The sequence below is a fragment of the Pseudomonas sp. 32A genome, from assembly GCF_052682255.1.
On the sequence record NZ_JBQYLY010000001.1, the window covers coordinates 6,089,465 to 6,102,839 of the forward strand.

Annotated in this window: 10 protein-coding genes and 1 pseudogene; 5 read left to right on the forward strand and 6 right to left on the reverse strand. The window is 53.2% G+C overall.

The annotated features are described in order from the left end of the window. Positions 1-59: 59 nt before the first annotated feature. A pseudogene (locus tag ACUN0G_RS27975) lies at positions 60-761 on the reverse strand (tyrosine-type recombinase/integrase); the annotation flags it as partial. A gap of 174 nt (positions 762-935) precedes the next feature. On the opposite strand from ACUN0G_RS27975, the gene ACUN0G_RS27980 reads away from it, so the two are divergent. Further along, a complete protein-coding gene (locus tag ACUN0G_RS27980; protein WP_445574918.1) occupies positions 936-2,045 on the forward strand; it encodes a hypothetical protein in 1,110 nt (369 codons plus the stop codon). Positions 2,046-3,371: 1,326 nt separating this feature from the next. Here the strand turns inward: ACUN0G_RS27980 and ACUN0G_RS27985 are convergent. Beyond that, positions 3,372-3,587 carry a hypothetical protein gene (locus tag ACUN0G_RS27985; RefSeq protein WP_445574919.1) on the reverse strand — a complete coding sequence of 72 codons (216 nt, stop codon included), beginning with the start codon at positions 3,585-3,587 and terminating at the stop codon, positions 3,372-3,374. A 283-nt stretch (positions 3,588-3,870) separates the two neighbouring features. Between ACUN0G_RS27985 and ACUN0G_RS27990 the strand changes: the two genes are divergently transcribed. After that, positions 3,871-7,920: a helix-turn-helix domain-containing protein gene (locus ACUN0G_RS27990; RefSeq protein ID WP_445574920.1), complete on the forward strand. Its 4,050-nt coding sequence runs from the start codon at positions 3,871-3,873 to the stop codon at positions 7,918-7,920. 878 nt (positions 7,921-8,798) lie between these two features. Then, entirely contained in the window at positions 8,799-9,017 is a 219-nt protein-coding gene (locus ACUN0G_RS27995; protein ID WP_445574921.1) for a hypothetical protein, read from the forward strand. Between the two features lie 131 nt (positions 9,018-9,148). Here ACUN0G_RS27995 and ACUN0G_RS28000 read toward each other — a convergent pair whose 3' ends face one another. From ACUN0G_RS28000 to ACUN0G_RS28010, 3 genes are all read right to left on the reverse strand, one after another. After that, the gene (locus ACUN0G_RS28000; protein ID WP_445574922.1) at positions 9,149-9,454 is read right to left on the reverse strand and encodes a DUF6124 family protein; all 306 of its coding nucleotides are present in this window, start codon (positions 9,452-9,454) and stop codon (positions 9,149-9,151) included. Between the two features lie 488 nt (positions 9,455-9,942). Then, positions 9,943-10,323, reverse strand: coding sequence for a DUF1090 family protein (locus ACUN0G_RS28005; RefSeq protein ID WP_258346257.1), 381 nt, complete (start codon positions 10,321-10,323; stop codon positions 9,943-9,945). Positions 10,324-10,560: 237 nt separating this feature from the next. Next, positions 10,561-10,788: a hypothetical protein gene (locus ACUN0G_RS28010; RefSeq protein ID WP_258346256.1), complete on the reverse strand. Its 228-nt coding sequence runs from the start codon at positions 10,786-10,788 to the stop codon at positions 10,561-10,563. A gap of 251 nt (positions 10,789-11,039) precedes the next feature. Between ACUN0G_RS28010 and ACUN0G_RS28015 the strand changes: the two genes are divergently transcribed. Both ACUN0G_RS28015 and ACUN0G_RS28020 read left to right on the forward strand, forming a co-directional pair. After that, positions 11,040-11,558: a DUF1993 domain-containing protein gene (locus tag ACUN0G_RS28015; RefSeq protein ID WP_445574923.1), complete on the forward strand. Its 519-nt coding sequence runs from the start codon at positions 11,040-11,042 to the stop codon at positions 11,556-11,558. Between the two features lie 80 nt (positions 11,559-11,638). Continuing rightward, positions 11,639-11,962, forward strand: coding sequence for a helix-turn-helix domain-containing protein (locus ACUN0G_RS28020; RefSeq protein WP_421551804.1), 324 nt, complete (start codon positions 11,639-11,641; stop codon positions 11,960-11,962). 34 nt (positions 11,963-11,996) lie between these two features. On the opposite strand, the gene ACUN0G_RS28025 is transcribed toward ACUN0G_RS28020, so the two are convergent. Further along, positions 11,997-13,373, reverse strand: coding sequence for a hypothetical protein (locus ACUN0G_RS28025; RefSeq protein ID WP_445574924.1), 1,377 nt, complete (start codon positions 13,371-13,373; stop codon positions 11,997-11,999). Between the last annotated feature and the right edge of the window lie 2 nt (positions 13,374-13,375).

The window sequence follows — 13,375 nt, forward strand, 5'->3', positions numbered from 1 at the left end:
CGCGTTTTTGATCGCAATGAGGGGGCAGAACAGCGCAGAGTGAGGGTGTGTTTGGCCTGTTACTTCGTGGGGTTTACGATCTCACCGACGCGCCGATAGACCTTCTTCGTCATCTCCTCAGTGGAGTGGCCGAGCAGCCGACTTGCATGCGCAAGTTCTATCTCGCTGGCAGCCTTGGGGCGGATGTCTTTGAACTGAAACTGACGGATTAGTACAGCCAGGGCGGGATCTCCGTCGGCACCGGCCTTGATGGCTGCTTTATCCCGGGCTTCATCCCAGCGGTTGCGTAGCATCTGCTGGCTCATCCAAAGGCCGGATGCGTTCGTGATAAGCGTTGAGGTCTTAATCCCACTTAACGATCTGCGTTCGAGCAGGTTGTCTAGGAATAGACTAAGCGCTGATTGTTCGCGGGCATCGTCCGGGCGAATACGCAGAAGTTTGCCGCCCTTGCCCTGGCGAACCCCTACGAAGCCGTTGGCCAGGTCGGTAGCTGCCACCTTCAGCACATCGGCAGAGCGCTGGCCGGTCAGGTAGGCAAGGTCCATGGCATCCTTTAATTCCTGCACGGCCTCTCCATATACCGCATTCCAAACCACTTCGCCGGCATAGTAGTCCCGCGGTTTTTCCTTGTTTCGGCGTACGCCGAAGCAAGGGTTGGCATTGTTGGTCAGTCCCCACTCGCGCGCGATCGTGAACATGTGTGACAACAGCGCGATTTCTCGGTTGGCCCTCACCTTGGCGGTTCTGGCATCTCGATACCGTTAGGAATTTTGAAAAAATGAACAGGAAAAGGGGCTCCGTAAAGACCGTACATTGCACACAGGGGAGGCCGTCAAAAATGGACGAGAAGTCTAAAAAAGCCTCAAAAAAAGCACTGGGAATTGTGGTGGCTTATTGCTATCTTTTGGTGACTATTTGACAAGCAGGGAGCGAATATGGCCGCCGTAAGTAATTCAGTAGTACATTTAACGATGCGATTTGAAAGAACGAATCTTGCCATCGGTACGGGTTTGGTTTACAAGCGCGACGGGAAATTCTATGTGGTGACCGCTTGGCATAATCTTACAGGTCGCCATCCTGATAATTTAAAGTTTCAGAGCGAACAAAACGCAGTACCAAACAACATTGTTGTTAACCTTGCCGTTAGCTATGAAGGTTTTGGTGCGTCACGGATGTCGGTGGTTCTCCCGTTGATGGATGAGGAGAAAAGCCTTTTCCTTATTCATCCGTCTGGATGGCCAAGAGTGGATGTAGTAGCTATCCCTTTTGACCCAACGGAAAATCTAAAGATGGAGCTCCATCGTTTTGGTGAAGAGGTTGAAGAGGTATTTATTGCTCTTCTTGATAGTAGTGTCAGCAATATTCCCGCTGATCTTTGCCCTATACAGCGCTACCTAGTACCGGATCCATCTGTGAGGGAATCATGGTTGAGCAACGTAGAGGTAACGGAGGAGCTTTTTATCCCAGGCTATCCTCATAATATTCAAGACTACTATTCCCAGCCCGTTTGGAAGCGCGCGACAATCGCCTCGTCAGTACAAGATGGATGGGATGGCCAAGCAAAATACCTTGTCGACTCTGCGTCGAAGAGTGGTATGTCTGGTTCACCTGTTCTGTATTACAGTCCAAAAGGTGCCGTTCAAGTAGGCGGGATGACTTATCGATTCCAAACCGACGTTGCAATACTTGCAGGTATTTATGTCGGGCGGGAGGGGGTGACTGAAAAAGCAGATCCACAAGTTGGTATTGTATGGCATCAGTCTGTAATAGACGAGATAATTGACGGTGGGGTTTTCGAAAAACTTCCCTTTGAGATTGAAGTTAATCCAGGCGAGCTTGATCAGGCAGTTAATGAGGCACTAAGAGCCTCTTCGCGAATAGGCTTGAATAATATTTCAGATGCCAATAAGCCTTCTAGGTTTATAGTTCGAGATAGAGTTCTCCAAAATATACAAGGAAGAGCGATGCCTGAGCAGGTTTTAGAGGCTGTGATACGGTTAGCTGCGATTTATGACGGACCGCTCGTCCCGGATGAGGAAGACTAGAAATAGCATAAAATTCGATTGAATCAATGTGGAGGTTACCCAAGATTGTGAGGTGGGGTATCGCTCTGGCAATCCTATTTGGTGCCGTTAGCGTCGGTTTTTTTCGTGCCGACTCTTCATGTTTTGTCACCTCCGTCCCTAATGAAAATTCTAGGGCAGATTTAGGGCAAAACTGGGACCGTTGTAGGTCGTTATCGGCTGGTGAAGGGGAGTGAATTACCCATTTTAAGCGGCTCTAGCGGCGTGGAATGTATAAGAAAGGGGTTCGAATCCCTATACCTTCCTACGACCTTTTCGCGTTGGTGGGCTGGATTGCACAGAAGCTTGATTTTCCCAGCAGGGAGGTAAGTCAAGTTTATTGATAAGTGTGGGGTGGTCGGGGTCACCGGTCCCAATAAAAATATTTGCGGGTTCCCACTCGGTCAAAACAGAGCGAACAATAGTCGATGTCTGCGAGCGAACGCTTGGGTGGCTTCTTATCGGAATACTCTCAGTATAATAATCGTTCCTGTAATGAAGGTTTGTTCCGTTGCATAAATGTAGGCTAGCACTGAACAGGAACTGATCACGTAAGCCTATGGAAATGGCTAGTGAAGGCTGGTTAGGATTGATGTAAATAGAGCAGATGGAGTCGGTCTCCCACGTGGGATCAGTCAAACGTGTCACTAAAGCCGGCTTTACTGTACGACTAAAACCTGTGCCGCAACATGGACAGTGTTCTATTGAGAGAGGTGCGTCTACTAAAATTAGCTTCACATGTGGCCCAATAGCTTTCACCTCCGCTATCACTTCAGTCGATAAGCGATCAAAATTCGCATCCAAAAGATGAAAAGAGCGTTGGTATTCGATTCTTTCATCGGGCCACTGCATAACTAACTGCAGTGAGTGAATGTACTCCTCGGTTCCGAACGTAGAAAGCGTAGCAACAACCGTTGGGGTTTTGCTTTGAGCCTCAGTGACAAATGCTTCCCATGATTTTTTATAATTAGCTATCACCTGTGGTTTGAGGTCTAGGTGATTTACTGCCGCTGAATAAGGGCCTGGCCGGTGATGGCGATCGTGATCCTCGACACACAGCACAGCAAGATTATCGTCAACTGTGTTGGAGGAATTGTTATCAATATGATGAATGTGCAAGCCTAGATGTGGCCGTTTGCATACGCAGCAACGGTATGCATTTGCTTCTAATAGACGAGTTCTCTGTGATTCAGATGGGGATACACGAGTCATGCTATATGCGCCAAGTCAAGAATTGGTAATACTAACAACCCTCATGTTAAAAGGCTGAAAGCTAGTTTTTTAAAGTTGGGTTAATTGTAATTTGTGTTAACCATTTTTACTCCTATTGAGCTTTGCCAGGCCCTGTTTTATATGGCCCGCATTCTCGCCAATCGTCTCAAGTGCATCACGGACGTTATTCCCAGCCTCTGACGAGCCTTGCTTTTCGACATGCAATGTCAGCTCCATTAAGGCAGCCTCTAGGGCGAGTTGGTTGGTGTACATCTTCTCCAGTACATCGTGCAGCGAATAATCACTTGGCATGGGGTCGGCTCCTTCCGAGAAAAGTACAAGCATAGGTACTGGGAGTGCCTCTGTCAGGCAGTGATTTCAACTTGTTTAGAAATTGCTAAAACGCGAAGGGGTTATAGCGGATTAGCCCACGTGTCCAGAGCGTTGGGGAAGGGCTACGCCCGATCCATCATCGGACGCGGTGGGGAGGGCGGCTGAGGCGTGATCAAGTCTTCGGGAGACGGGCGTTGGGGAGGCTTTGACTTGTTGAAAATTGTGATACGCTCAATTGTGTGTACTTCAATTGGTACAAAAAATGAAAACGCTTCCTGGGCTGGTACCTTACGCAGAATTCGGCAAAGTGTTGGCTCGGCTCCGAATAGCAGCGGGTTTTCCAAAGCAGCAAGACCTAGCAACAGCATTTGGAAAAACCCAGCAGTCAGTAAGTCGCTGGGAGAAAGGTGTCGCTCGCCCACGAGCGAAGGATATCCCCTTGCTGGAGAGGCTGGTTATCGCCAAGGAAAACGAGCTGTTAGTGGCCGCCGGATACAAAGTGGTGCAGGCAGGCCTTCGTATCGAAACGGCGACCACATACGATCGCCCGCTCCCGCTCTCAGCGCTGCCGCCGGATACTTTCGAAAGTTTCTGCACGGCACTCTTAGACCGTATGTATCGACCAAACGCAGGCAGCGTGCATCGTTATGGGGGTACAGGTCATAAGCAGCATGGCATCGATATTGTCGCCTCCGGCTCATTCGGGACCTACTCGTTTCAGTGCAAGCGAGTTAATGAGTTTGGTGCCCAGAAGGTCCATACTGCAGTGTCTGAGCAGACATTTGTCGCAGATATGAAGGTGCTTTTGCTGTCTAGCGTTGCAAGCCCAAGGGCACGTGATGCCATAGCTGTACATGCTGGCTGGGAGTTGTGGGATCGTGAGGACATCACACGAAAGTTTCATGACCTCTCGATCTACGACCGTATGGACCTGGTGGACCGCTACTTCAATGGTCGGCGACTAGATCTACTTGGAATTGATGAGCCGGGCCCCATTCAGACTCAGGAGGTCTTCTTCAAGCCGTTCCTGGTTCCTGAACGCTTCTTTAATCATTCTTGGGCTCTTGTTGGTCGCGACGCAGAGGTTTCAGAGGTCTTGGAACACGTCCGAGACGAGTCAGTACTTCTTACCTGCCTCGTTGGGGCGCCTGGGTTCGGAAAGAGTCGTGTTCTTCGCGAAGTTACCCAGCGACTGGCGGAAAATACCACCTTACAAGTTCGATTTGTGTCGCCTACCGAGGAGGTTAGGGCTCACCACCTGGACAAATTGCGCGACAGCCTCGGCGGCGTGACGCTGCTTGTTGTCGATGATGCTCACGAGCGCGAAGACCTCGGCATCCTCCTCAGACACGCGGCGGTGCCGGACAACAGAACGCGATTGCTTTTATCGCTTCGTCCTTACGGAAAGGAGGCATTGCGTCTTCAAGCGGCTGACGTAAGTCTATTGGGGCCTATGGTCCAATGTGTCGATATGCACCAGCAAACGCCGGAGGAAGCGCAAGCACTCGCGGAATCGGTTCTCGCCGAGTGCAATGGCCCTATCGCAGCCGCTGCCGAAATTGCCCGAGCAACCTACACGACGCCGCTGGTCACTGTCTTGGCTGCGCAGTTGGTTGCGCGCGATGATGTTCCGCTAACACTGCTGGGCAATTCGGAAGAGTTTCAAACCTATGTGCTGTCGCGTCTTCAGGACGTAATTGCTGTCACCTTAGTTTCGGGGCAGGACGTTGCGAAGCTAAGGGCTATCCTGCGGGTCATCGCGCTACTTCAGCCCATTATTCCGGACGATCCGGGGCTGCTTAATATCTTGTGGAATGTAGAAAGGATTGAGGAATCAGACGCTAGTCGGTTGATGCGCCTTCTAAGCGATGCAGGGGTTCTGTTCAAACGCGGGCTTCGGTCGAGGCTCGCTCCTGACCTGTTGGCAGATGAAATCATTCGTTCCAACTACCTAAATGCGGATGGAGGAGCTAACGCGCTAGTTACACGGGTCTTCGACCTCGCGAATGCGGACCAGCTGAAGCACCTATTCGTCAATCTTGGCCGATTGGACTGGCGCTTACGCGAGGGGAAAACGGACGATAGTGTGGTTTTGAGCAGTCTCAGCCCTAAGCTGTGCTGGAGCAGTCGGTACAACAATCCGCACGTAGATGCAGTAGAGGCCGTTGCTTACTACCAGCCTAGGTTCGCGCTGGATTTCGCAAAGCGGCTCATTGCGGAAAAGCATGGAGACAGCTCGGCTGTGTGTAATATGGTGCGCAATGCAGCATATACGTACGACCACGTCCAAGAGGCATGTCACCTTTTATGGACCGCAGGTCGAGGCGATGCTCGCGCGTTGAACCAGCAACCGAGCCACGGTATTCGCATCCTTAAGGAATTAGCCACTTTTCAGTTGAATAAGCCCGTCGAATACGTGCGAGAGGTTATTCGATTCGCATTTTCGCTTCTGGAAAGGCCAAACTCGCTCAACTATGTTAATACGCCGTTCACCATCCTTGAGGGAGCGTTGGGTACCGAGATTCAGGCAACAAGTTATTCACGCTCGACCTTCACGATAACCCGCTACCAACTTTCTCTGAACGCTGCAAAAATCGTTAGGGATGAGATAATGGCAGGACTTCTCAAGTACCTCCGGGAAGGCCCGCCTCGAAGAGCGTTTCTCGCAGCACAGACGATTGCTCAAGCTTTGCGTAGTCCAATGCATGGCGACACTCCTGAGCAAGAATGGAAAAAAGCACACCAGAAGCTCTTGCGGGATCTTCAGGTAGTGCTGCGCGAAGTACACGTATCGCCCGTGGTACTTGTTCGACTCGCACAGTCCGTTTCCTGGCATGCGTTTTACGGCTGGCCGGATACTTCTGAAGAGGCTCGCGCCATCATGGGGTTGTTGAAGCGAGACTTGAGGACGCGATTTCTCCGTGCGCTTATTGACGGCTGGGGAGCGGAAACATGGAAACTCAATGAGTCGCTTGAGCGCGATGAGCATGAGAAAGATCGTGAGGTCCTGACGACCGAGCTAATGGCTGAGTACCCTGAAGTAGGAAGCTTCTTCGATGAGCTGCATGACTGTTTGCAAGAAATTGTTAGCATAGCCCCCAAGGGTTATGGCTCTCCCTCCCTGCTCGTGAACCATCTCCTCAGTTTTGTACCAGGTCTTGCTATCGAATTGCTTTGTAGGAACAACGAGGGCCGCGTCGGTCAACTTGCCCCATACATAGGTAAAGCGCTAAGTATGGCCGTGGAGGCGGGAAACTCAGATTTATTAGTGGGATACGTCAATCGGTCGAAGGATTCCATTGAGGTATTGGCCCAGCTAGCCGAGGCATACGCGAAATTTGAACCGTTACGACCCTACACTCAACAAGAAATCACGTTGTTCAAGCGTATTTTTGAGTCTAAAGCCCCGAGTGTACTACTAGCTGCGTCGAGCCTCGCGCGCCGGGTATCTGTAAGAAGCCCAGCTCTGGCAGTCGAACTCATTTGTTTGGCAGATTTCGAAGTTAGTTCTACGGCGACTCAAGATTTGTTTAGTTTGATCTCTCGCGGAAACAGCATTCCGAACGGTGATGTCATCAGCAGACGAGGCGAGATATTGGAGAAACTTGAAGGGTTGAAGGTGCTTGACGGCTTCTGGGTCCAGGATTTTCTCGCATCGTCAATCCAAGAGGATCCTGTCGCTGTCGTCGCGTTAGTCAAAGCTCGCCTCATCGAGGCGACGCGTCGGAACGATTGGTCTTATGAGCCCCTGAGCAAAGAGCGTACTGAAAACAGCCTTGGACTGATGAGTGTCGAAGCTGGGCCACGTTTGATAAGAGAGCTTCTTGACTGGGCACTCCACGAACCGCCAGAAACTATTGGGGTGAGACGCTTTGGTGAGGCTATTTCCGGTCTCTGCGGCGATTACGACGAGCCACTTCTTGATCTACTCCTTGCGTGGATGTCATCGGGTACGCAAGCTCATGCTCGGATCGTTGCCATAGTGCTGCGCGAACGCCACCCGACCTTCATTTATGATCACCCCAAATTCATCCGAGACATCCTTAACGCGGCCGAGCTCATCGGCGAAGATGCGTTATCTGATATTCGCTCATCAATAGAGGCCTCAGTGCACCCTGGCATGCGGGGAGGGGCACCCGGTGAGCCGTTCCCCGAGGACGTGCGGCAGGAGCAACACTGCGTAAAGATGCTCGCGTCACTCAGCCGAGTCGAGCCTGCATTTGAGTTATACGACGAACTACTCAAGAGCGCGCGAGTTGCGATAGCACGTCAACGAAAATCAAAGGAAGCACTAGATGATGAAGATTTCTAATTGTGGGCGAATAGTAGTTCCGCAACCCAAAGCGATCTGCTTGGTTTGCCTGCGTTACGAACTCTAGAAAATAGCGGTAATGCGGGATTTAAATCGATTCAATCTACTGATTTACAAGTAAAATATTGTGGATTGAAAATCCGCCTACGCCGGTTCGATTCCGACCTCGGCCTCCACTCTTAGAAACCCCGTAGATTAACGTCCACGGGGTTTTTTATTGGGAGCTGGAAAAGGTACGCGTACCAGAAACGTTGCCCGCAGTAGGCGCAGTGCCCGCCGTACTTCAGGCACACTTGCTCGCGCTCAGCTTTCTTCACGCGCATAAGGTTGCTTGCCGCTGTAGCGGCTGACTTTGGGGGGAAGAGGGCGAATAAATATTTGTGGCGTGGTATTTCGTTCAGATTCGTACAAGTCGCATAATCGCCGCCTAAATATCAGGGCGATGCAGATGAGACGAAGAGGCAAGGTTTTCCATGATTGGGCGGATCCTTCGCTTAACACTCGGTCCGTGGACGAGCGGCAGGCCGATGGCACCCTGTTAAACGTTCAAGTCCGTATGTCACTTCTTGGAAGGACAGAGTTGTTCATAGGTGTTTATAGGGCGGATGAGAAGATGCTTTTTGAGGAGGCACCTGAATCGCTGCCCGGCGAAACCATGACGGAGGCTTTGGCGAGGGGGCTTGATTTGGCGAGGCTGAAAGCCCCGAGTGCTATCCGGACAATTACCAGCTCGAAGCCCGAGAAGCTTCCCCGAGCGGGCTCAAATCAAGCGAAGCGGTAGCTCGTCTACGCTACGGAACGTTTGGCATCAACGCTTTGTCCTCAGTTAGACGGGTACAACACGGAATTTCCGGCTAGACCTGTCGCAAGGCGAATGTATGAGCGGATTAGATGACTTCAGGTTCAAATCTCACCAGCTCTTAGTCGAACTCGACGCAGCCACCAGCAAAATGATGATGATGGTTTCCGCAAAGGAAGTAGCGGGGGCTGACTGGGACGCCGCGACCCTACGCCATCACGATGCCTTCGAGGCTTGGAACTCTTTCCTCAACTCCCCCGAAAGACCTTTGAATAAACCGGTGCCGCCGACTCACTAGCGCTCGCTGGCAGATCATGGGCATTCACAACCGTCATGCCGAGGCGTTCGGCGATCAGGATTCCGGGTAAAGGCGGGTAAAGGGGACTGATTTATTTTATTTCAAGTGGTTCAGCCCCCATGTTTTTTGTCTTAGTGCGGTTTTAAACAATCCAACGCCTGATCTGCCAACGTTCTAGCCATGTCTATCAGGTGAACGGTGGAACACGCCATGCCCCGGTTTTCTCCTGTTGATCCCTGCACTGCACCTTCAGCCGTTGCGGCTGCACAGCGCAGCAATTCAGAGATTTGAGCGATTGCGTCTTCAAAGCTGACGTCTTGGTGAACGGTAAATATTGGGTGGGAGACGGGATCGGGTTGGAGGTAGTGACTCAAGGCGCGATCAAAGGCTTGGCGGTCCCGGGTGGTACGCGGTGGGTCTGGAACGATCTTGTCCATGCATAAGCTCCTACTGGTGGTGAGCCATCCTGATGTCGGTCTCACTCGACAAAAGGTGGCAGCTATGTGCAGGGTGAGAATACCGGACAGTAGGACTCCGGCCAGACCGAAGTCTGCCCGCACACAGCCGCCATAGAGCATGCTACAGACGGTAGTGGCGCTTGGCGCCTACTGGTTCCGGATTCTCACACCCGGTCGCTGATATGCAGCGACGGAGCGAAGACTAGCCAGTGATTCCAGCGGCCACAAGGCCAAAAGATTCTCTAGGAAACGTCCCGCAAGTTAAAGCGATTTGCCTTGCTGGCCATTAAAAAACCGAGAAGATTTTAAACAGAGGAAGCAAGGTCAAGGGGGCGGATTTATCTGATTACGTCCCCGACTCTAAATAGCCCCGCAGATTAACGTCTGCGGGGTTTTTATTGCCTATTGGAAAGTGCAATGGACGAAAAAAAGCCCGCAATCACGGGCCTTTCTCATTGCATCCCAACTTACTTGAACAGGCCGCCAATGGCGTTGATCGCATCCGCAGCCTTGTTCACGTTTTGCTGGCGTTGGGGATTGGTATCCACCTGCGCCTGAGCGTTGTAGGTGCTGTTGCTGCAGCTTTTGTTGGTTTGAGTCAGCGCTGCCTGGAACGCGGTCGCGCGCAAGGTATCGCCCTTGGCATTGGCCGCGTTGATATTCGTCTGCAGGTCGCGGATCTGTTGCTGGCAGGAGGCGTTATTGGCGTTGACGGTGTTGTTGCTGTTGCTGGCGCCCCCCAGGGCAGCTGACAGGGCGCCCGTGAGGGCAGTCAGGTCGGCGGCTTGGGCGGTGAGGGTGAACAGGCTGAACAGGGCGGCGGCGGGTGCGAGTTTGGAAAAGCGCATGGCAAACCTCAATGTTTTATTGCCTGCGCACATCCGGGGGCCCGAGCAAGCGCAGAACAATATCCGTATAGAAGTGAGCGCTCGGGTGCTGCGAAATATATTTGGTCAGTTTTTGACCTTCAATAGCGAAACGCCATAAATGTGAGTTGTTTCACGTTGTTTCTCGCAGATTGATGGGCTAAGACGGCGGGCGTTTACTTGAGAAGAAGTACCTGAATGGCTACGCACTGTGCCGCTTCACTTGGCGCAGTACCCACCCGACAGCCGCGTCAGTAGCGTCAATGCAACGATTGCCCAACCAAAGTTGAGTGCGACAAACATCCATTCAGGTGGATTTGCACCCAGGAAAAGCATCGAAGTAATGGTTAAAAAAACCACCAATACACCAAGAGGAAGCCAGTACCAAAGATTCGCCTGGCACTGAGACTCTTCTGTCTTCAACGGGTTATCTTCAGGGAGCGTCATGTTCGTTCGGCCTCGGTAACCTGCTGCGTCCTTGCCGGTGTTGAGCTCAAGAACGCTATCCTGAGCAATGGGTGTAGACGGTGCAAGGATAGCGAGGCTTCATTACGCTCTGCACCCTGGAAAGGGGCGGGTGGCCAAGGTAAGTCGGCGCGCTACCGACGTCACGTGAAGCTGCATGAAGCTTGCCGGGTAGCCGCGTAGACCGTGGCCATGGCATGCTCCCGTGCTCAGCATCCAGTCAAGGAAGAACGATGTCGACCTATGCAATCACGGCCCCCTGCTTTGCGCAGATGTTGCGCTCGCTCAAGGGGCTTTTGTCCAAAGGCGAGGCACATGCCGGCGAGTTGGGCTACGACCCGCAAAACCTGCTGAGCGCGCGGCTGGCGCCCGACATGCACACCCTCGCAACGCAAGTCCGGTTTGCGTGCACCCAGGCCCAGGAGTCGGTCCAGCGTCTCACCCATCAACCGCTGCCGGTTCTGAGTACACCCGCAACCCTGAGCGAGGCGAGTGGGTTGATCGAGCAAACTCTGCAAGCCCTCGCCTCGGCAGATCGCGAACTCATCGATAGCAGCGAGCGTACTATCTCGATAGCGCTTCCCGACGGCACTGTTTTCGACATGACTGCCCACGAATACGCGGTCAATTGGGCGATTCCACAGTTCTATTTTCACCTGATGACCGCCTATAACATCCTTCGCCATAACGGTGTGCCGCTCGGCAAGGCCGATTACGTGCCGCATATGTTCGCCTTCGTGCGCACGCAATAGGCAGCGATCCGAATGAATGGACCCTCGTCCTGCACATAAGCGTATGGTAGGTGTTAAACACGCGTATTGAGGTACCCACCATGGACGATCTGCTCGGCACCCGCCTGAAAGAAGAACGCAAGGTCCTGGGGCTTTCCCAACAGGAGTTCGGCGCGATTGGCGGTGTCGCTGCGAATGCCCAGGTGCATTACGAAAGCGGTGCTCGACTGCCCAAGTCCGATTACCTGATAGCCATCCGGCGCAAAGGCGTGGACATACTCTACGTGCTGACGGGGGAGCGGGCGGTTATCAATCTGGACGCGCTCAGCGACAAGGAAACGTTGATCATCAACCATTACCGCACGCTGGACGGGATGGATCAGGATGCGATTGCGCAGATTACTTCCTCGTTGTCTGACAGCTAGCAACGAGGAAGTCCCGGATTTGCTTTGCGCCAGGCTAGAAGCTGTCGGTCGTCCTGAAGTTGCCGCCGCCTGTACTGCCTGACGACGGAAGGCTGATGGTGTTGTTATTGCTGTTGCTGTCGACGGTGATGACGCCGTAGCTGATAGGGCTGATCGATGCGCTGACATAGCCCCGCGTCGAGCCGGCGGCTACCTGGCTGCGGCGCACGATTTTAAGGCCCCGGCCAAGCACATCCACCACTTGCCCAAGTGTCACGTCCTGCGTCATGTAGCCGGCTACCAGCCGCTCGAAGTCTGTCGACAGGTCAAAGTAAACATCGCGACCGGTAAAGTCATCGGTGCGAACTCTACGCTCCAGATCTTTGGCGCGCTGGTAGTCGCTCTTATACAGCTTGATTGCATCCTCGGCCTCCGCCAACTTCTGTAACACCATTACCAAGCGCAGATGCGAAGTTTGCAGTCGCTCGACGATCAGGTCGTCAGCCGCGTCCGGAGTCTGGCTGGCGAGGTCAATCAATTCGCCGATGCTGCGGGTTTTCAATTGGTCAGTGAGCAACTGCCGAGCACGCTGGTACTGCGGGTCTTCGTTGCGCAAGTAGCTACCGAGCTTTTCCTGGATAGCATTCGCCTGGCGCTTGGCGTTGTCGATCACCTGTTGCAGGGCGTCGAGCTCGGGCTGTATTGAGGACTGCCCGAGTTGGTCTCGTGCCTGAGTCAGTTGCGCATCGACACTTGTGCTCAGGTTGCTGATCAGATCGCTGCGTTCGGCCTGCAAGGCTTCGTTTCGCTCATCAAGGGCGATCAGGCTAAGCTCGTTTTTGCGGTTGGCGAGGTAATTCACCTTGGTGGCCAGCCAGTTGTCCATCCAGCGGTTCAGTCGGTTTCGCCGGTATTGGTCGGTGCCGAAAGCGTGCCCGCGCAGGTAGACGTAGACCAGGTTCGTTTCATAGCCACGGCGCTTCAGCGCGCACTCCTGGCGCAGTTCCTCATAACCGCTGATGTGTTCGCGGTGGGCGGCTTGGGCCAGGTCCAGTTGCTCGACCTGACGCGCATAGTCCGGGTTCAGCTCCAGGGATAGCCGGGCTTGTTGGTCAAGAGAGTCGGCCCGTGCTTGCAGCTTTTCCTTGCTGGCCAACGCCCGGGCCACGTCATGCTCAGCCTCACGCAGCTCCCGGTGGAGCAAGTCCTGAGACTGTTGGCGCATTTTCAGGGCGGAGGCAACTTGCACGTTCTGCGTGTCGCCCAGTTGCAGGTGCAGGGCGGCGATGTGGCCCAGGCGCAGGGTCAGATCCTGCTCCAGCGCCAGTTGCTCGCCGAGCAGTTCAGACAGTTGTCGCTCGGCCGTACGAATCCTCAGCTCGGCGTTGCGGGAGTTACGTTCGGTGATGCCGATCAGGGTGTCAGGCGTCATGT

Coding starts and splice junctions, on each gene's coding strand:
- ACUN0G_RS28000 (WP_445574922.1), bottom strand. CDS start 9,454: ATGGACAAGATCGTTCCAGACCCACCGCGTACCACCCGGGACCGCCAA.
- ACUN0G_RS27995 (WP_445574921.1), top strand. CDS start 8,799: ATGAGCGGATTAGATGACTTCAGGTTCAAATCTCACCAGCTCTTAGTC.
- ACUN0G_RS28005 (WP_258346257.1), bottom strand. CDS start 10,323: ATGCGCTTTTCCAAACTCGCACCCGCCGCCGCCCTGTTCAGCCTGTTC.
- ACUN0G_RS28015 (WP_445574923.1), top strand. CDS start 11,040: ATGTCGACCTATGCAATCACGGCCCCCTGCTTTGCGCAGATGTTGCGC.
- ACUN0G_RS27985 (WP_445574919.1), bottom strand. CDS start 3,587: ATGCCAAGTGATTATTCGCTGCACGATGTACTGGAGAAGATGTACACC.
- ACUN0G_RS27980 (WP_445574918.1), top strand. CDS start 936: ATGGCCGCCGTAAGTAATTCAGTAGTACATTTAACGATGCGATTTGAA.
- ACUN0G_RS28025 (WP_445574924.1), bottom strand. CDS start 13,373: ATGACGCCTGACACCCTGATCGGCATCACCGAACGTAACTCCCGCAAC.
- ACUN0G_RS28020 (WP_421551804.1), top strand. CDS start 11,639: ATGGACGATCTGCTCGGCACCCGCCTGAAAGAAGAACGCAAGGTCCTG.
- ACUN0G_RS27990 (WP_445574920.1), top strand. CDS start 3,871: ATGAAAACGCTTCCTGGGCTGGTACCTTACGCAGAATTCGGCAAAGTG.
- ACUN0G_RS28010 (WP_258346256.1), bottom strand. CDS start 10,788: ATGACGCTCCCTGAAGATAACCCGTTGAAGACAGAAGAGTCTCAGTGC.